The organism is Streptomyces ipomoeae 91-03 (genome assembly GCF_000317595.1).
In the GTDB taxonomy this organism is placed as follows: Bacteria; Actinomycetota; Actinomycetes; order Streptomycetales; family Streptomycetaceae; genus Streptomyces; species Streptomyces ipomoeae.
Genome location: NZ_AEJC01000053.1, coordinates 1 through 18,311, shown reverse-complemented (window position 1 = coordinate 18,311; position 18,311 = coordinate 1). Strand labels below are relative to the sequence as shown.

The following is an 18,311-nucleotide window of genomic DNA, read 5'->3' as shown; positions in this document are numbered from 1 at the left end:
GGACCAGCGGACCACACCGCCCTTGCGGCCGAGTCCGGCGCCCATCACGGACCCGGAGACCGAGTGCGTGGTGGAGAGCGAGAAGCCGAGGTGCGAGGAGGCCAGGATGACCGTGGCGGCACTGGTCTGGGCGGCGAAGCCCTGCTGCGGCTGGAGGTCGGTCAGGCCCTTGCCCATGGTGCGGATGATGCGCCAGCCGCCCAGGTAGGTGCCGAGCGCGATGGCGAGGCCCGCGGAGAGGATGACCCACACCGGCGGGTCGGAGTCGGGGGCGAGGGCGCCACCGGCGACCAGGGCCAGGGTGATGATGCCCACTGTCGTACGACCATGCACAGCTGCGGGCGATTGCCCAGCCGTCGCTCAGAAAAACACCGACCGCCGCTGCACCAGCAACTTGTACAGCGTGTGCTGAATCTGCTCCCGTACCTGGTCCGTCAGGTTGAACATCAGCATCGGATCCTCCGCGGCCTCCGGCGGATAACCATCCGTCGGAATGGGCTCCCCGAACTGGATGGTCCACTTGGTCGGCAGAGGGACCGCCCCCAGCGGCCCGAGCCACGGGAAGGTCGGCGTGATCGGGAAGTACGGGAAGCCGAGCAGCCGCGCCAACGTCTTCGAGTTGCCGATCATCGGGTAGATCTCCTCCGCGCCCACGATCGAGCACGGAATGATCGGCGTACCGGCACGCAGCGCGGTGGAGACAAAGCCACCACGGCCGAACCGCTGCAACTTGTAGCGGTCCCCGAAGGGCTTGCCCAGGCCCTTGAACCCTTCCGGCATCACCCCGACCAGCTCACCCTGCTGCAGCAGCCGCGAGGCGTCCTCCGCGCAGGCGAGCGTGTGGCCGAGCTTGCGGGCCAGCTCGTTGACCACCGGCAGCATGAAGACCAGGTCGGCCGCCAGCAGCCGCAGATGGCGCCCCGCCGGATGATTGTCGTGGACGGCGACCTGCATCATCAGACCGTCCATCGGCAGGGTGCCCGAGTGGTTGGAGACGATCAGCGCGCCGCCGTCCATCGGGATGTTCTCGATGCCCTTCACCTCGACCCGGAAGTACTTCTCGTACACCGGTCGCAGCAGGGACATCAGCACCTGGTCGGTGAGCTCGGCGTCGTAGCCGAAGTCGTCGACCTCGTAGTCACCGGTGAGCCGTTTACGCAGAAACGCGAGACCGCTCGCGATCCGTCGCTCCAGCGCACCGCCGTCCTGTGCCTCGGCGGCCCCCTGGGGCGGCTCCGGCTTCTCCCGTGTCACAGGGACATCATCCGTGCTGGTCGGCAGTCCGGGGAGAGGCTGGACCTCACCGGTCTCACCGGCCTCACGGGCCTCGTGGACGTCGCGTACGACCGCAGCCTCGCCCGTGCGCCGGCTCCCCCCGCCCCGGCGGCGGGACGAACGCTGCACGGCGCCCCCGCGCGTGCGGTCGTCGTCGAACGGAATGACCTTGGCATCCGCCATCGTTGACGCTCTCCTCAGTTGGCGCTCTGCGTCGGGGGGTGGCCACCGCCCAACAGGGGCAGGGGCAGTGCGGCGATCCGGTCGACGGCCCCCGCGAGGGCCTCCGGCGGCAACAGTCCGGGGCCTCGGCTGCGCGCGAAGTCCGCGAAGGTCTCCGCGGTCGTGTACTTCGCACGGTAGCCCAGCGTGTCGCGCATCTGGTTCGTCGCCACGACCCGGCCGTGGGTCAGCAGCCGCAGCTGCTCGGGCGAGAAGTCCGAGACGCCGAGTGTACGGACCATGGAGCCGAACCAGCTGACCGCCGGCATCAGCAGCGGCACCGTCGGCCGGCCGAGCCGCCGCGCACACTGCGAGAGCAGCAGAACGCCGTCGCCCGCGATGTTGAACGTGCCGCTGTTCAGCGTGCCGCGCCGCGGCTCGTGCGAGGCGATCCGCAGCACCTCGATCACATCGTCCTCGTGCACGAACTGCAGCCGGGGGTCGTAACCCAGCACGGTCGGCAGCACCGGCAGCGAGAAGTACGAGGCGAGCGGCGAATCGGCGCTGGGCCCGAGGATGTTCGCGAACCGCAGCACACACACGGCCACGTCGGGCCTGCGCCGCGCGAAACCGCGCACATACCCCTCGACCTCGACGGTGTCCTTGGCGAAGCCACCGCTGGGCAGCGACTTGGGCGGCGTGGTCTCGGTGAACACGGCCGGGTCACGCGGCGCGGACCCGTAGACGTTCGTACTGGACTTCACGACCAGCCGCTTGACCGACGGAGACTTCTGACAGGCACCCAGCAACTGCATGGTGCCGATGACGTTGGTCTCCTTCAGCGTGGCCCGACCGCCGCTGCCCAACGGCGTCCCCGTGACGTCCAGGTGGACCACCGTGTCGACGTTGTGCTCGGCCAGCACCCGGGCGATGGCGGGGTGACGGATGTCGGCCTGCACGAACTCCGCGCCGCCCAGATGGTGCCCGGGCGACACCGCGTCGACCGCGATCACCCGATCGACCTCCGGGTCACGCTGGATCCGACGTACGAACCGGCCACCCAGCTGACGGGCCACCCCGGTCACGAGCACGACCTTTCCCAAGATCAGCGCCTTCCTTCCCAGCGTCGGCACCCGTAGGCACAACTCTGCTCGTACTCTCCCGCGTTCCCCGTGTGCGGCCACGTTAGCGGGTTGTCGTTGCACTGTGATGACCACGACCCCGCGGACGGCCGACAAAAACGCGGTGACCCCCCACCGAATTCGATGGGGGGTCACCGTGATGCGCTCCAACAGCTCTCGCGCAAGCGTGCAAGGCGTACGGCCCCGTGTGTGCCGGGACCGGTCAGGACCCCTTTTCGGGCCCGGGCCGCCTTACTTCTTGTTGCGACGCTGAACGCGGGTGCGCTTGAGCAGCTTGCGGTGCTTCTTCTTCGCCATCCGCTTGCGCCGCTTCTTGATAACAGAGCCCACGACTACCCTCGCTCACTTCTCATCACTCGGTGTTTGGGCGCCATGGGCCCATACGACCTACGAGGGGCCAGCCTACCCGCCCGAGCGCTGAGGTTGTAATCGAGGTGGAGCCCGGGTATCCCGGAGGCCCCGCAGGACCTCCGGGAGCCCCTCGGCCCCAATGACCGTCAGGCCGTTTCCACCCCCACATAGCTCTCGCGGAGGTATTCGTGAACCGCTTGCTCCGGCACCCGGAAGGACCTGCCCACCCGGATCGCCGGCAGATGACCGCTGTGCACCAGTCGGTACACGGTCATCTTCGACACTCGCATCACCGAGGCCACTTCCGCCACGGTCAGGAACACGACCTCGTTCAGAGGCCTCTCGCCAGCTGCAGCCATGACACACCTGAACCTTCCGCACTCGACGGCCACCGGCTTCCCCTTCCGGTGACTCTTCGTCGCTGCGTGCTCACTCCCCAATGTAGGGGCGGGTGATGCGAGTGGGGAAGAGGGGATGCCATCGGCGGCCTACTGTGACAGACACGCCCGATTGAGTACGTAGCGGGTCAGCGGTCGGTAGTAATCAGACCGCACACCGTCATCAAGTGGAACGACGACGGACACCCGCCCCTCGGCCTCCCCGACGAAGAGCGCCGGATCGTCCGTATCCGCGATCCCGATGGCCTCGAACCCCAGCTGACCTGCCCCGCAGACCCAGCCGTGGTCCCCGACCACGAGTTCCGGCAGCGGCCCGCCGGCCTCCGCGGCAGCCGCCAGAGCGACCCGAACCGGGAGCGGCGAATGGGTGTGCACGCCGGTCGCACAACGGGAGCGCAACGCGGGCGCCTCGCGTACGACGGCGACTCCTCGTGCGTAGTCGAGGTTGTACGTACGTAGACCGAACCGGGTCGTTATGTCGACACGTCTACCCATCGCGGGGGTGAGAACCTCACACCCCGCCGACGACAAGGCGTCCGCCAACGCACCGTAGAATCCGATCAGCCGATGCGGATGCCCGGTTCCGAAGAGCACCGCCCCACCACGCTGAGCAACCACCCCGATCCGCTCCGCGAACCGGTCCAGCGCCTCGATGGTCCTCTCGGGGTCGATCACATCCTGCCCGGAAGTACACCCCGGATCGGCCGAAACCCCGCACCTCTCCGCCATCAACCCGAGCACATCCCGCTGCCGCCAGGCCAGTTCCGGATCAATCCCGATCAAAAACCGAGGATCCCGAGCCGCGAACAGCCGATAACTCCGCAAGCTGGCTTCCCGCGAGGTAGCCACCCGCCCAGCCAGCCCCACAGCCACCAGATGCTCCCGTACCCCCCCAACACTCACCACCCCCCGATGCTGACGCACCCTCGCTCCCTCCACCCCAAAACCCGAAGAGAACCACACAGTTGGCGTAACACCGAAGGCGAGGGCCAGAAACGGGAGGAGCCCTTGATCGGCCGAAGGCCATCAAGGGGCGCGGGGAACTGCGTGACCAGCCCCCACCCACCCGCACTCGTCAGTCAATCCCATCCCCCGAGCTCAAGGGCGCAGCGGGGGCGAAGGGGTGGCGAGGGCGAAACCCCCTACGGCAACAACCCCCGCAACGGAAACACGGCCCGCCGCGCAGCCAACACCGCCTGATCCAACCGATCCGCAGGGTCGTACCCGGCGTCCCACTCCCCCCACCCCACCGGCCACCGCCCATCAGTCATCCGCACCGGCGCCAACTGCCGCGTACGAGCGAAGACCTCCTGCCGCCACCCCTCAGGAATCACACTCTCCGGCGCGATCTCCCGCCCCGCCGCAATCGCCACCAGATGCGTCCAGGACCGCGGCACCACATCCACCACCGCGTACCCACCCCCACCGAGCGCGACCCACCGCCCCTCGGAGTGCTCATGCGCCAGCTCATGCAACGCCACCTGCACCGCCCGCTGCGCATCCAACGACACCGCCAGATGCGCCAACGGATCCTCGAAGTGCGTGTCGGCCCCATGCTGAGTCACCAGCACCTGCGGCCGAAACTCGGCCAGCAGCTCCGGCACCACCGCGTGAAACGCCCGCAACCACCCCGCGTCCCCGGTCCCCGCCGGCAACGCCACATTCACGGCCGACCCCTCCGCCTCCGGCGAGGCCCCCGTCTCCTCAGGCCACCCGGTCTGCGGAAACAACGTCCGAGGGTGCTCGTGCAACGAAATCGTCAGAACCCGCGGATCCTCCCAGAACGCCGCCTGCACCCCGTCCCCGTGATGCACGTCGACATCCACATAGGCGACCCGCTCGGCCCCCAACTCCAGCAACCGGGCAATGGCGAGCGAGGCGTCGTTGTAGATACAGAACCCCGACGCACCCCCCGGCATGGCGTGGTGCAGCCCACCCGCGAAGTTCACCGCATGCAGCGCGTCCCCCCGCCACACGGCCTCCGCCGCCCCCACCGACTGCCCGGCGATCAGGGCGGACACCTCATGCATCCCGGCGAAGGCCGGGTCATCCATGGTTCCCAGCCCATACGACCCATCGGCCCCCGCAGGATCCGCCGACGCGGCCTTCACGGCCGCCACATAGTCCTCACGATGAACGAGCCGCAGCGTCGACTCCCCGGCGGGCTTCGCCGAGACGACCTCCATCTCCCGGTCGAGCCCGAAGGCACTCACCAGGCTCCGGGTCAACGCGAGCCGGACCGGATCCATCGGATGGTCCGGCCCGAAGTCATAGCCCGTTACTGCCTCGTCCCACATCAGCTGTGCGCGGCCGCTCATGCCCGCCACCGTATCGGTCGGGTTGAGTCTCGAACGACCGGGCGTACACCAAAGTGACCAGCACCAACACCATGGGGACGAGCATCGCCCCGCGATAGCTCCAGGCGTCCCCGAGCGCCCCCACCAACGGAGAACCGATCAAAAAGCCCACATAGTTGAAGATATTCAGTCGGGCAACGGCCGCATCCGAAGCCCCGGGACCGTATTTTTCAGAAGCGTGCCGCCCCGCCGCGGCGAACGTCTGCGGCACCAGCACACACAGCCCGAGCCCCAGCAGCGTGAACCCGAGCATCCCCACCCACACCCCCGGTGCCCCCGCCACCACGGCGAACCCGAGCGCCGCCACCAGCGCCCCCACCCGTACGACGGCCACGGCCCCGAACCGCCGTACACCGAAGTCCCCGATGGCCCGCCCGAGCAGCGTGGTCACCATGTACACGTTGTACGGCACAGTCGCCAGCTGCTCACTGCTTCCCAGCACATCCTGCAGATACTTCGCACTCCAGTTGGAGACAGTCGAGTCCCCGATATAGGCGAAGCACATCACCAGACAGAGCGGCAGCAGCATCGTGAAGGCGACGGTCCCGCCCGCCCTCTGGCCCTCGACGGCGTCCACCTTCTCCTCGCCGACACCCCCGTCGACGTACCACCGACTCCCCACGAACGCCGTCGGCAGCAGCACGACCACCACCGGCAGATACGACACGAGCAACGCCAGATCCCAGTGCGCCCCCGCCCACGCCAGCGAGGCCCCGGCTATCCCACCCAGGCTGTACACCGCGTGGAAGCCGAGCATGATGCTCCGCCCGTACGACCGCTGCAGACTCACCCCGAGCATGTTCATGGACGCGTCGAGCGCCCCCACCGCCAGCCCGAACGCGGCCAGCGACACACCGAGCTCGACCATGTGCTCGCCGGCCCCCACCCCCAGCAGCGCCAGGAGCACGACGGGCTGCGCCCACCGCAACACCCGACTGGCCGGGACCTTCTTCACCAGCTGCTCGGTGCAGACGCTTCCCACACCCGCGAGAACCGGCACCGCGGCCAAGAAGGCGGGCAGCAGCGCGTCGGACACCCCGTACCGGTCCTGAATGGCCGGAATCCGCGTCACCAGCAGCGCGAACGCGACGCCCTGGGCGAAGAAGCTGAACGCCAACGCGGCCCGACCGCGCCGCAGCACATCTGTCATGGCCGAACATTAGGGGCCCCGTGCTACTCATGGGTAGAGCATGGTTAAAGGAAGTTGAGGAGTGCTCAACTAAGTAGGCTGACCAGCTCCCGCATATGCCCGAAGAGCCCACGCACCCCGTCCAGCCGTGCGGCCGGCGTCATCGCCGTGAACCCGTACACATCCATCCCGGCCGCCACACCCGCCCGCACCCCGAGCGGACTGTCCTCGACGACCACACACCGCTGCGGGGCCACCCCCATCCGCTCGGCAGCGTACAGAAACAAGTCAGGCGCCGGCTTCCCCCGGCCTACATCCTGCGAACTGAAGACCCGCCCCTCCCCGAACCACCGATCGAGCCCCGTCTTCCGATGCCCCACCCGAATCCGCTCATGACTCCCGGAGGACGCCACACAGTACGGCACTCCGTCCGCCGCCAGCTTCTCCAGGACGTCGTCGACACCGGCCACCGGCTCCAACTCCCGCTCGAACGCGGCGAACACCCGCCGATGAAACACCTCGTCGAACTCCTCGGGCAGCCGTCGCCCCGTGCGTTCATGGACCAACTCATGAACCCGGTGCATGGCCGAACCCATGTAGTCCCGGATGGAGTCCTCGTACGAGGTCGGATGCCCGAGCTCGGTCAGATAGGCGGCCAGCAGCCGATTGGAGATGGGCTCACTGTCGACGAGAACACCGTCGTTGTCGAAGATGACAAGGTCGTAGCGCATAACTCGACGATAAGCGACCACAAAACAGAAAACCCCCGCCGGTTCCCCGGCAGGGGTTTTCTTAATATTTGTTCGGCGGTGTCCTACTCTCCCACAGGGTCCCCCCTGCAGTACCATCGGCGCTGTAAGGCTTAGCTTCCGGGTTCGGAATGTAACCGGGCGTTTCCCTCACGCTATGACCACCGAAACACTATGAAACTGTCAACACCCGCACCGCCACCACCCGGGCAGCGGGGTCGTTCGTGGTTTCAGAACCAACACAGTGGACGCGAGCAACTGAGGACAAGCCCTCGGCCTATTAGTACCGGTCACCTCCACACGTTACCGTGCTTCCAGATCCGGCCTATCAACCCAGTCGTCTACTGGGAGCCTTACCCCATCAAGTGGGTGGGAGTCCTCATCTCGAAGCAGGCTTCCCGCTTAGATGCTTTCAGCGGTTATCCCTCCCGAACGTAGCCAACCAGCCATGCCCTTGGCAGAACAACTGGCACACCAGAGGTTCGTCCGTCCCGGTCCTCTCGTACTAGGGACAGCCCTTCTCAAGACTCCTACGCGCACAGCGGATAGGGACCGAACTGTCTCACGACGTTCTAAACCCAGCTCGCGTACCGCTTTAATGGGCGAACAGCCCAACCCTTGGGACCGACTCCAGCCCCAGGATGCGACGAGCCGACATCGAGGTGCCAAACCATCCCGTCGATATGGACTCTTGGGGAAGATCAGCCTGTTATCCCCGGGGTACCTTTTATCCGTTGAGCGACGGCGCTTCCACAAGCCACCGCCGGATCACTAGTCCCGACTTTCGTCCCTGCTCGACCCGTCGGTCTCACAGTCAAGCTCCCTTGTGCACTTACACTCACCACCTGATTGCCAACCAGGCTGAGGGAACCTTTGGGCGCCTCCGTTACCCTTTGGGAGGCAACCGCCCCAGTTAAACTACCCATCAGACACTGTCCCCGATCCGGATCACGGACCCGGGTTAGACATCCAGCACGACCAGACTGGTATTTCAACGACGACTCCCACCGAACTGGCGTCCGATGCTCACAGTCTCCCAGCTATCCTACACAAGCCGAACCGAACACCAATATCAAACTGTAGTAAAGGTCCCGGGGTCTTTCCGTCCTGCTGCGCGAAACGAGCATCTTTACTCGTAGTGCAATTTCACCGGGCCTATGGTTGAGACAGTCGAGAAGTCGTTACGCCATTCGTGCAGGTCGGAACTTACCCGACAAGGAATTTCGCTACCTTAGGATGGTTATAGTTACCACCGCCGTTTACTGGCGCTTAAGTTCTCAGCTTCGCCACCCCGAAGAATGACTAACCGGTCCCCTTAACGTTCCAGCACCGGGCAGGCGTCAGTCCGTATACATCGCCTTACGGCTTCGCACGGACCTGTGTTTTTAGTAAACAGTCGCTTCTCGCTGGTCTCTGCGGCCACCCCCAGCTCAGGATGTAAAACCCATCACCGGGTGTGGCCCCCCTTCTCCCGAAGTTACGGGGGCATTTTGCCGAGTTCCTTAACCATAGTTCACCCGAACGCCTCGGTATTCTCTACCAGACCACCTGAGTCGGTTTAGGGTACGGGCCGCCATGAAACTCGCTAGAGGCTTTTCTCGACAGCATAGGATCATCCACTTCACCACAATCGGCTCGGCATCAGGTCTCAGCCACACGCACGACGGATTTACCTATCGCACGGCCTACACCCTTACCCCGGGACAACCACCGCCCGGGATGGACTACCTTCCTGCGTCACCCCATCACTCACCTACTAACCGCTTGGACCGGCGGCTCCACCACTCCCCTCAACTCCGAAGAGATCAGGGCGGCTTCACGGCCTTAGCATCACGATGCTCGATGTTTGACGCTTCACAGCGGGTACCGGAATATCAACCGGTTATCCATCGACTACGCCTGTCGGCCTCGCCTTAGGTCCCGACTTACCCTGGGCAGATCAGCTTGACCCAGGAACCCTTGGTCAATCGGCGCAAACGTTTCTCACGTTTGTATCGCTACTCATGCCTGCATTCTCACTCGTCAACCGTCCACAACTACCTTCCGGTGCTGCTTCACCCGGCAGACGACGCTCCCCTACCCATCCCAGCAGGCGTTGGCCCTCACACTGGAATGACACGACTTCGGCGGTACGCTTGAGCCCCGCTACATTGTCGGCGCGGAATCACTAGACCAGTGAGCTATTACGCACTCTTTCAAGGGTGGCTGCTTCTAAGCCAACCTCCTGGTTGTCTCTGCGACTCCACATCCTTTCCCACTTAGCGTACGCTTAGGGGCCTTAGTCGATGCTCTGGGCTGTTTCCCTCTCGACCATGGAGCTTATCCCCCACAGTCTCACTGCCGCGCTCTCACTTACCGGCATTCGGAGTTTGGCTAAGGTCAGTAACCCGGTAGGGCCCATCGCCTATCCAGTGCTCTACCTCCGGCAAGAAACACACGACGCTGCACCTAAATGCATTTCGGGGAGAACCAGCTATCACGGAGTTTGATTGGCCTTTCACCCCTAACCACAGGTCATCCCCCAGGTTTTCAACCCTGGTGGGTTCGGTCCTCCACGAAGTCTTACCTCCGCTTCAACCTGCCCATGGCTAGATCACTCCGCTTCGGGTCTTGAGCGCGCTACTACACCGCCCTGTTCGGACTCGCTTTCGCTACGGCTACCCCACCCGGGTTAACCTCGCAACACACCGCAAACTCGCAGGCTCATTCTTCAAAAGGCACGCAGTCACGAGATGGAAGCAAGCTTCCATCCGACGCTCCCACGGCTTGTAGGCACACGGTTTCAGGTACTATTTCACTCCCCTCCCGGGGTACTTTTCACCATTCCCTCACGGTACTATCCGCTATCGGTCACCAGGGAATATTTAGGCTTAGCGGGTGGTCCCGCCAGATTCACACGGGATTTCTCGGGCCCCGTGCTACTTGGGTGTCTCTCCAACGAGCCGTACAGATTTCAGCTACGGGGGTCTTACCCTCTACGCCGGACCTTTCGCATGTCCTTCGCCTATCCATACGGTTTCTGACTCGTCCCACGGCCGGCAGACCGTGAAAAAGAGATCCCACAACCCCCACGACGCAACCCCTGCCGGGTCTCACACGCCATAGGTTTGGCCTCATCCAGTTTCGCTCGCCACTACTCCCGGAATCACGGTTGTTTTCTCTTCCTGCGGGTACTGAGATGTTTCACTTCCCCGCGTTCCCTCCACTTGCCCTATGTGTTCAGGCAAGGGTGACAGCCCATGACGACTGCCGGGTTTCCCCATTCGGACACCCCCGGATCAAAGCCTGGTTGACGACTCCCCGGGGCCTATCGCGGCCTCCCACGTCCTTCATCGGTTCCTGGTGCCAAGGCATCCACCGTGCGCCCTTAAAAACTTGGCCACAGATGCTCGCGTCCACTGTGCAGTTCTCAAACAACGACCAACCACCCGTCACACACCACATCACGCGGTGCTGCACCGGGGCCGGCATCGTGAAGGGCGAGCAACGCTCGCACCCTCAGACACCCAACAGCGTGCCCGGCACGGTCAGCCGACCAGATCAGCGTTCCACGCCCCCAGCAGGGGCAGTACTAGCGCCTGGTCCGTCCCGACCGTGCCGAATAATCAACGTTCCACCCATGAGCTGACCACCGCCAGACATTCGCTGGCGTAGTGGCTCTGGCTGCCTCGCGGCAGCTAGATGCTCCTTAGAAAGGAGGTGATCCAGCCGCACCTTCCGGTACGGCTACCTTGTTACGACTTCGTCCCAATCGCCAGTCCCACCTTCGACAGCTCCCTCCCGCAAGGGGTTGGGCCACCGGCTTCGGGTGTTACCGACTTTCGTGACGTGACGGGCGGTGTGTACAAGGCCCGGGAACGTATTCACCGCAGCACTGCTGATCTGCGATTACTAGCAACTCCGACTTCATGGGGTCGAGTTGCAGACCCCAATCCGAACTGAGACAGGCTTTTTGAGATTCGCTCCGCCTCACGGCTTCGCAGCTCATTGTACCTGCCATTGTAGCACGTGTGCAGCCCAAGACATAAGGGGCATGATGACTTGACGTCGTCCCCACCTTCCTCCGAGTTGACCCCGGCAGTCTCCTGTGAGTCCCCACCACCCCGAAGGGCGTGCTGGCAACACAGAACAAGGGTTGCGCTCGTTGCGGGACTTAACCCAACATCTCACGACACGAGCTGACGACAGCCATGCACCACCTGTACACCGACCACAAGGGGGACCCTGTCTCCAGGGTTTTCCGGCGTATGTCAAGCCTTGGTAAGGTTCTTCGCGTTGCGTCGAATTAAGCCACATGCTCCGCTGCTTGTGCGGGCCCCCGTCAATTCCTTTGAGTTTTAGCCTTGCGGCCGTACTCCCCAGGCGGGGAACTTAATGCGTTAGCTGCGGCACCGACGACGTGGAATGTCGCCAACACCTAGTTCCCACCGTTTACGGCGTGGACTACCAGGGTATCTAATCCTGTTCGCTCCCCACGCTTTCGCTCCTCAGCGTCAGTAATGGCCCAGAGATCCGCCTTCGCCACCGGTGTTCCTCCTGATATCTGCGCATTTCACCGCTACACCAGGAATTCCGATCTCCCCTACCACACTCCAGTCTGCCCGTATCGAATGCAGACCCGGGGTTAAGCCCCGGGCTTTCACATCCGACGCGACAGACCGCCTACGAGCTCTTTACGCCCAATAATTCCGGACAACGCTCGCGCCCTACGTATTACCGCGGCTGCTGGCACGTAGTTAGCCGGCGCTTCTTCTGCAGGTACCGTCACTTGCGCTTCTTCCCTGCTGAAAGAGGTTTACAACCCGAAGGCCGTCATCCCTCACGCGGCGTCGCTGCATCAGGCTTGCGCCCATTGTGCAATATTCCCCACTGCTGCCTCCCGTAGGAGTCTGGGCCGTGTCTCAGTCCCAGTGTGGCCGGTCGCCCTCTCAGGCCGGCTACCCGTCGTCGCCTTGGTGAGCCGTTACCTCACCAACAAGCTGATAGGCCGCGGGCTCATCCTTCACCGCCGGAGCTTTCCACGCACATCGGATGCCCGAGCGCGTCGTATCCGGTATTAGACCCCGTTTCCAGGGCTTGTCCCAGAGTGAAGGGCAGATTGCCCACGTGTTACTCACCCGTTCGCCACTAATCCCCACCGAAGCGGTTCATCGTTCGACTTGCATGTGTTAAGCACGCCGCCAGCGTTCGTCCTGAGCCAGGATCAAACTCTCCGTGAATGTGTACCGGTAATCCGGTGCGCACACACGAGAGCGGAACCACCGGAGGAATGATCCGATGGTTCACAGCGTCCTCGCTGTGTTTGTTTCAAAGGAACCTCGACCACCGGAAATGTTTCCGGCGGACGGGGTATCAACATATCTGGCGTTGATTTTTGGCACACTGTTGAGTTCTCAAGGAACGGACGCTTCCTTCGTACTCACCCGAGCTGTTCCTCTCGGGCTTTCCTCCGGGCGCTTCCCTTCGGTCTTGCGTTTCCGACTCTACCAGATCTTTTTCCGATCCGATTTCCTCGGTGCTTTCCAGGTTTCCGCTTCCGCGTTTCCCTTTCCGGCGGTTCCGACTCTATCAGATCCTTTCGGGCCTGATTCCCAGTCAGAGGGGGGTTGTCTTTGCGGCTGTTGGGCCGTTCCGACGAGTGAGACTTTAGCGGATTCCGAGCCTCCGAGCTAATCGGGGGCTACGTCCTTTCGAACGCGGATTCCTCATTTCGCAAATACGCATACCAACGGCACGACGACGGATCGTCGTTTGTTGGTGGTTACTTGCGGAATGGCTGTCCGGGGACCGACCAAGGGTCGGCGCTCACGTCGGACAACTCGGAGAACACTACGGATGGGCTCGGGGTGTGTCAACTCGCTGCCGGACGGTCCCCCGGAGGCGTAGCCTGACGTCCATGACTACGCGTACGTGTCACCAGGAGTGGTGGGCCGCCTGACGGCGGCCGTGCTCATGTACGCACTCGACGGCCGCCGCTTCGGCGGCCGTTCTCGTATCTCCCTCCAGAGGGTCGGCCGGCCGGTGCGGCGGCCCTGATCAGGAGGTGGAGAAATGACGCGGGTCTTCAGCGGGGTCAAGCCGACAGGGCACCTGACGCTCGGGAACTACCTGGGGGCCGTACGGCGGTGGGCCGAGGTCGACCAGCACCGGACGGACGCGTTGTTCTGCGTCGTCGATCTGCACGCGCTGACCGTGGACCACGATCCGGCGCGGGTGCGCAGGCTCAGTCGGCAGGCGGCGACGTTGTTGCTGGCGTCGGGGTTGGATCCGGAGCTGTGCACCGTGTTCGTACAGAGTCATGTGGATGAGCACACCCGGTTGTCGTATGTGCTGGAGTGCGTGGCCACCGACGGCGAGATGCGGCGGATGATCCAGTACAAGGAGAAGGCCGCGCGGGAGCGGGACCGGGGTGGGAGTGTCCGGCTGTCGCTGCTGACGTATCCCGTGCTGATGGCGGCGGACATCCTGGCGTACGGGACCGACGAGGTGCCGGTGGGGGACGACCAGACGCAGCATGTGGAGCTGACGCGGGATCTGGCGGTGCGGTTCAACCAGCGGTACGGGCACACGTTCGTGGTGCCGCGCGCGACGCATCCCAAGGTCGGCGCTCGGGTCATGAACCTGCAGGAGCCGACGTCGAAGATGGGGAAGTCGGACGACGTGGCGTCCGGCATCGTCTATCTGCTGGATGAGCCGGATGCCGTGCGGAAGAAGATCATGCGGGCCGTGACCGACAGCGGGCGGGATGTCGTCTACGACCGGGAGGGGCGGCCGGGGCTCGCGAATCTGCTGGAGATCCTCGCTGCGTGCGAAGGCGGGAACCCCGAGGACCTGAGCGGTGTATACGAATCGTACGGAGCCTTGAAGAGGGACACCGCAGAGGCCGTGGTCGAGCTCCTCAGGCCCGTACAGGAGAGGCACAAGAAGTTGTGCGCGGATCCTGTGTACGTGGAGGGGGTGTTGCGGTTGGGTGCGGAGAAGGCCAGAGAGATGGCTCGTCCGAGGGTGGACGCGGCGTACCGGGCGATCGGGCTGTTGGCTGCCTGAGCCGGTCTGCAGCGCCGGGTGCCGTCGAGGGGCCGGGCCCGGCGCTGTGAACGGGGTCAGCTGTTGTTGCCGGATGCCAGTTCGCGACTGCGGTCGCGGGCCGCTTCCAGCGCGGCGATCAGTGCGGCACGCACGCCGTGGTTCTCGAGTTCGCGGATGGCGCTGATCGTGGTGCCGGCGGGGGAGGTGACGTTCTCGCGGAGTTTGACGGGGTGTTCGCCGCTGTCGCGGAGCATCGTGGCCGCGCCGATGGCGGACTGGACGATGAGGTCGTGGGCCTTGTCGCGGGGCAGGCCGAGGAGGATGCCGGCGTCGGTCATGGCTTCGACCAGGTAGAAGAAGTACGCCGGGCCCGAGCCGGAGAGGGCGGTGCAGGCGTCCTGCTGTGACTCGGGGACGCGGAGCGTCTTGCCCACGGCGCCGAAGATCTCCTCGGCGTGCGCGAGGTCGGCCTCGCTCGCGTGGCTGCCTGCGGAGATGACGGACATGGCCTCGTCGACGAGGGCGGGCGTGTTCGTCATGACACGGACCACAGGGGTGCCTGCGGCCAGGCGCTCCTCGAAGAAGGAGGTGGGGATACCCGCCGCGCCGCTGATGACCAGGCGGTCGGCGGGGGTGTGCGGGGCCAGTTCGTCCAGGAGGGTGGCCATGTCCTGGGGCTTGACCGTGAGGATCAGGGTGTCGGCGGTCTTCGCGGCCTCCGGGTTGGTGACCGGGGTGACGCCGTAGCGGGTGCGGAGTTCTTCGGCGCGTTCGGGGCGGCGGGTGGTGACCAGGAGGTCCGCGGGGGCCCAGCCGGCTCGGATCATGCCGCTGAGCAGGGCCTCGCCGATCTTTCCGGTGCCGAGGACTGCGACTTTCTGGGTCATGGTGCGGGTGCCCTCCGGGGGTGCGTCGTCCTGGGGTCATCCTCGCACCAGGGGGTGGGGGGCGGCTCGGGTGTCCGCTGGGCGGGACGTTCGCACGCCGGTGAATGTCGGCCGACGCCGGATGTGTGGCTGTGGATCACGTGGTCCGACGCCTCAGAGTGGCTGCTCCCAAGGTCAGGACCAGGAGTGCGCAGCCGGCGACGATCAGGGCGTCTCGGATGAAGTTGGTGGTCATGTCGGTGTGGAGGAGGACCTCGTTCATGCCGTCGACCGCGTAGGACATGGGGAGGACGTTGGAGATGGCTTCGAGGGCGGGGTGCATGTCGGGGCGGGGGGTGAAGAGGCCGCAGAGGAGGAGTTGGGGAAAGATCACGGCCGGCATGAACTGGACGGCCTGGAACTCGGAGGCGGCGAAGGCCGAGACGAAGAGGCCGAGGGCGGTGCCCAGCAGGGCATCGAGGAGAGCGACGACCAGGAGGAGCCAGGGAGAGCCGGTGACGTCCAGGTCGAGGAACCAGACGGCCAGACCCGTGGCGAGGGCCGACTGGATGATCGCCAGGGTGCCGAAGGCCAGGGCGTAGCCGGCGATGAGGTCGCCCTTGCCGAGGGGCATGGCGAGGAGGCGTTCCAGGGTGCCGGAGGTGCGCTCGCGCAGGGTTGCGATCGAGGTCACCAGGAACATGGTGATCAGCGGGAAGATGCCGAGGAGTGAGGCGCCGATGGAGTCGAAGACGCGTGGGCTGCCGTCGAAGACATAGCGGAGCAGGAACAGCATCACGCACGGGATGAGGACGAGCAGCGCGATCGTGCGGGGGTCGTGGCCGAGTTGGCGGAGGACTCGCGCCGCGGTGGCCGTCGTACGGGAGTGGTTGAGCGCGCTCGGGCGGGGGGCCGTGGCCTGGGGTGTGCGTGCGTGCGCGTTCGACTGCGTTTCCTCGCTCGGCTTGGTGGTGTCGTTCGTGTGGGCGTTCGTCGGGGTGGTCATCGCGCCGGCTCCTTCTGGCGTGCGGCGGTCGCGGTCGCCTCGTCCACGAGGTGAAGGAAAGCCGCTTCGACTGTTTCCGAGTGGGTGCGGGTGCGGAGGGCCTCGGGGGTGTCGTCGGCGAGGATCTCGCCCTCGCGCATCAGGAGGAGGCGGTGGCAGCGCTCGGCCTCGTCCATGACGTGGGAGGAGATCAGGAGGGTGGCCCGGCGCTGGGCGGCGATGGCGTGGAAGAGGTCCCAGAGGTCTCGGCGGAGGACCGGGTCCAGGCCGACCGTGGGCTCGTCCAGGACCAGCAGCTCGGGTGTGCCGAGGAGGGCCACGGCCAGAGAGACACGGTTGCGTTGGCCGCCGGAGAGATTGCCGGCGAGGGCGTCGGCGTGGGAGGTGAGGTCCACGTCGGCGATGGCCCGGGCGACGTTCTCATGGCGGCGTTCGGCGGCGGTGCGGCCGGGGTCGAGGATCGCCGCGAAATAGGCCAGGTTCTGGCGGACCGTCAGGTCGTCGTAGACGGAGGGGGCCTGGGTGACGTAGCCGATGCGTGAGCGGAGCGTGGGGGCGCCGGCCGGGTGACCGAGGACTCGCAGGGTGCCGGTGACCTTGGCCTGGGTGCCCACGATCGAGCGCATCAGGGTTGATTTGCCGCAGCCGGAGGGGCCCAGGAGGCCGGTGATCTGGCCGTGGGGGACTTCGAAGTCGAGGTTGCGGAGGACTGCGCGGAGGCCTCGGGTGACGGTGAGGTCCTTGGCGTGGATGGCTGGGGTGGTGGGTGGCGCGTGGGTGGGTGAGGTGCTGGTTGAGGAGTCCGGTGGTGGGGTCGGGGGCTTCTTCGAAAGGAAATTCATCATGTGATGAATAATGCTCTCGGTGGGCTGGCGGGTCAAGGCGCGAGGGTGAGAAGGGGCGAAGGGCGGCGGTGGGCTCGGCGCGGGTGTTGCGTTGAGGGCGCAGAGGGGCGCAGGCGCACGGCGGGTCGGGGTGACGGCCTTGGCGATCTTCGCCTGCGACCTGTTCGAGGGCAGGTCGGGACCGAGGACCGGGGCGACGCCGGGCCCGAGTGGGGGTGGGGGTGTCAGGGGCGGATGGCCAGCAGTAGGTCCACGTCGTAGGTCTCCTCGATCGTTTCCGTGGGGAAGAGTTCGCGAAGGTGGGCTCGTTCCTCGGTGAAGAACCCTGCCTTGGCCTTCTCGTTCAGGACCAGGAAGCCCGAGTGGCTGGCGATGTTGGCCAGGTGGGTGTCCAGGGAGACCTGGCGGCTCCAGCGGATCCGGCGGCGGGTGAAGTCCAGTTGGCCGGCCGTGTCGGCGAGTGCGGCGGGGGCGCCGGTGCCGCTCTTGTCGATGGGGCTGTCGGGGTCGATGCCGAAGAAGTTGCGGATGCGGGTGGCGGCGTCGGCGATCCAGGGGATGTCGAGGGCGTCGGTGTTCCACCACAGGGCCAGTGCGCCGCCGGGGCGAAGGACGCGAAGGGCCTCCGGGACCGAGCGGGTGGGGTCGGTCCAGTGCCAGGACTGGGCGTAGGTGAGGAAGTCGGTGGAGGTGGTGGCGAGGGGGAGGGCGTTGCCGTCGCCGCGGACCAGGGGGATGTGGGGGTGGGTGCGGCGGAGCTGGGCCGCCATGCCGGCGCCGGGTTCGACCGCGAGTACGTGAGCGCCGCGAGTGTGGAGGAGGGAGGTGGAGATGCCTGTGCCTGCGCCTACGTCGACGGTTCGTGAGCCGGTGAGGGGGCGGGCGGGCGGCGAGGGTTTCGATGGTGTCGAAGAGGGCGGGTGGGTAGGAGGGGCGGACCGCGGCGTACTGGGCCGCGACGGCGTTGAAGGAGTGGGCTCGGGCGGTGTGGGAGGGGTTTGG

12 protein-coding genes, 3 rRNA genes and 2 pseudogenes are annotated in these 18,311 nt (G+C 65.4%); 1 reads left to right on the top strand and 16 read right to left on the bottom strand.

The genetic code is table 11. From position 1 onward, the window contains the following. The 12 genes and pseudogenes from pitH to STRIP9103_RS02620 all read right to left on the bottom strand — a co-directional run. Positions 1-318: pseudogene (pitH, locus tag STRIP9103_RS02670) on the bottom strand (low-affinity phosphate transporter PitH); the annotation flags it as partial. A 42-nt stretch (positions 319-360) separates the two neighbouring features. Further along, entirely contained in the window at positions 361-1,458 is a 1,098-nt protein-coding gene (locus tag STRIP9103_RS02665) for a lysophospholipid acyltransferase family protein (RefSeq protein ID WP_009297077.1), read from the bottom strand. Positions 1,459-1,472: 14 nt separating this feature from the next. Beyond that, positions 1,473-2,540, bottom strand: a complete 1,068-nt coding sequence (locus tag STRIP9103_RS02660) for an NAD-dependent epimerase/dehydratase family protein (protein WP_009297060.1) — start codon at positions 2,538-2,540, stop codon at positions 1,473-1,475. 270 nt (positions 2,541-2,810) lie between these two features. Then, entirely contained in the window at positions 2,811-2,909 is a 99-nt protein-coding gene (locus tag STRIP9103_RS45810) for a 30S ribosomal protein bS22 (RefSeq protein ID WP_003948845.1), read from the bottom strand. A 167-nt stretch (positions 2,910-3,076) separates the two neighbouring features. Beyond that, positions 3,077-3,289 carry a helix-turn-helix domain-containing protein gene (locus STRIP9103_RS02655; RefSeq protein ID WP_158696841.1) on the bottom strand — a complete coding sequence of 71 codons (213 nt, stop codon included), beginning with the start codon at positions 3,287-3,289 and terminating at the stop codon, positions 3,077-3,079. 129 nt (positions 3,290-3,418) lie between these two features. Next, the gene (locus tag STRIP9103_RS02650; protein WP_411572365.1) at positions 3,419-4,252 is read right to left on the bottom strand and encodes a phosphatase; all 834 of its coding nucleotides are present in this window, start codon (positions 4,250-4,252) and stop codon (positions 3,419-3,421) included. A 218-nt stretch (positions 4,253-4,470) separates the two neighbouring features. Continuing rightward, entirely contained in the window at positions 4,471-5,646 is a 1,176-nt protein-coding gene (locus tag STRIP9103_RS02645) for an acetoin utilization protein AcuC (protein WP_009297072.1), read from the bottom strand. Continuing rightward, on the bottom strand, positions 5,597-6,835 hold the full coding sequence (locus STRIP9103_RS02640; RefSeq protein WP_048819565.1) for an MFS transporter: 1,239 nt from the start codon (positions 6,833-6,835) through the stop codon (positions 5,597-5,599). The genes STRIP9103_RS02645 and STRIP9103_RS02640 overlap by 50 nt, the downstream gene beginning before the upstream one ends. Positions 6,836-6,900: 65 nt before the next feature. Beyond that, a complete protein-coding gene (locus STRIP9103_RS02635) occupies positions 6,901-7,545 on the bottom strand; it encodes an HAD family hydrolase (protein ID WP_009297084.1) in 645 nt (214 codons plus the stop codon). Positions 7,546-7,615: 70 nt separating this feature from the next. Continuing rightward, positions 7,616-7,732, bottom strand: a 5S ribosomal RNA gene (rrf, locus tag STRIP9103_RS02630). Between the two features lie 91 nt (positions 7,733-7,823). Further along, a 23S ribosomal RNA gene (locus tag STRIP9103_RS02625) occupies positions 7,824-10,944 on the bottom strand. Between the two features lie 311 nt (positions 10,945-11,255). Then, positions 11,256-12,782, bottom strand: a 16S ribosomal RNA gene (locus tag STRIP9103_RS02620). The 16S, 23S and 5S rRNA genes sit together here, the layout of an rRNA operon. Positions 12,783-13,614: 832 nt before the next feature. On the opposite strand from STRIP9103_RS02620, the gene trpS reads away from it, so the two are divergent. After that, positions 13,615-14,610 carry a tryptophan--tRNA ligase gene (gene trpS / locus STRIP9103_RS02610; protein ID WP_009297062.1) on the top strand — a complete coding sequence of 332 codons (996 nt, stop codon included), beginning with the start codon at positions 13,615-13,617 and terminating at the stop codon, positions 14,608-14,610. Between the two features lie 56 nt (positions 14,611-14,666). On the opposite strand, the gene proC is transcribed toward trpS, so the two are convergent. From proC to STRIP9103_RS02590, 4 genes and pseudogenes are all read right to left on the bottom strand, one after another. Then, complete coding sequence (gene proC, locus STRIP9103_RS02605; protein ID WP_009297068.1) at positions 14,667-15,479, bottom strand: pyrroline-5-carboxylate reductase; 813 nt, start codon at positions 15,477-15,479, stop codon at positions 14,667-14,669. Positions 15,480-15,615: 136 nt separating this feature from the next. After that, entirely contained in the window at positions 15,616-16,464 is an 849-nt protein-coding gene (locus STRIP9103_RS02600; protein ID WP_009297082.1) for an ABC transporter permease, read from the bottom strand. Further along, positions 16,461-17,309: an ABC transporter ATP-binding protein gene (locus STRIP9103_RS02595; RefSeq protein WP_009297074.1), complete on the bottom strand. Its 849-nt coding sequence runs from the start codon at positions 17,307-17,309 to the stop codon at positions 16,461-16,463. The genes STRIP9103_RS02600 and STRIP9103_RS02595 overlap by 4 nt, the downstream gene beginning before the upstream one ends. 224 nt (positions 17,310-17,533) lie before the next feature. Further along, a pseudogene (locus STRIP9103_RS02590) lies at positions 17,534-18,311 on the bottom strand (class I SAM-dependent methyltransferase); the annotation flags it as partial.

Excerpts from the sequence above, each read along its gene's own strand:
- STRIP9103_RS02665 (WP_009297077.1), bottom strand. The coding sequence starts at position 1,458 with ATGGCGGATGCCAAGGTCATTCCGTTCGACGACGACCGCACGCGCGGG.
- STRIP9103_RS02655 (WP_158696841.1), bottom strand. The coding sequence starts at position 3,289 with ATGGCTGCAGCTGGCGAGAGGCCTCTGAACGAGGTCGTGTTCCTGACC.
- STRIP9103_RS02645 (WP_009297072.1), bottom strand. The coding sequence starts at position 5,646 with ATGAGCGGCCGCGCACAGCTGATGTGGGACGAGGCAGTAACGGGCTAT.
- STRIP9103_RS02640 (WP_048819565.1), bottom strand. The coding sequence starts at position 6,835 with ATGACAGATGTGCTGCGGCGCGGTCGGGCCGCGTTGGCGTTCAGCTTC.
- STRIP9103_RS02635 (WP_009297084.1), bottom strand. The coding sequence starts at position 7,545 with ATGCGCTACGACCTTGTCATCTTCGACAACGACGGTGTTCTCGTCGAC.
- trpS (WP_009297062.1), top strand. The coding sequence starts at position 13,615 with ATGACGCGGGTCTTCAGCGGGGTCAAGCCGACAGGGCACCTGACGCTC.
- proC (WP_009297068.1), bottom strand. The coding sequence starts at position 15,479 with ATGACCCAGAAAGTCGCAGTCCTCGGCACCGGAAAGATCGGCGAGGCC.
- STRIP9103_RS02600 (WP_009297082.1), bottom strand. The coding sequence starts at position 16,464 with ATGACCACCCCGACGAACGCCCACACGAACGACACCACCAAGCCGAGC.
- STRIP9103_RS02595 (WP_009297074.1), bottom strand. The coding sequence starts at position 17,309 with ATGATGAATTTCCTTTCGAAGAAGCCCCCGACCCCACCACCGGACTCC.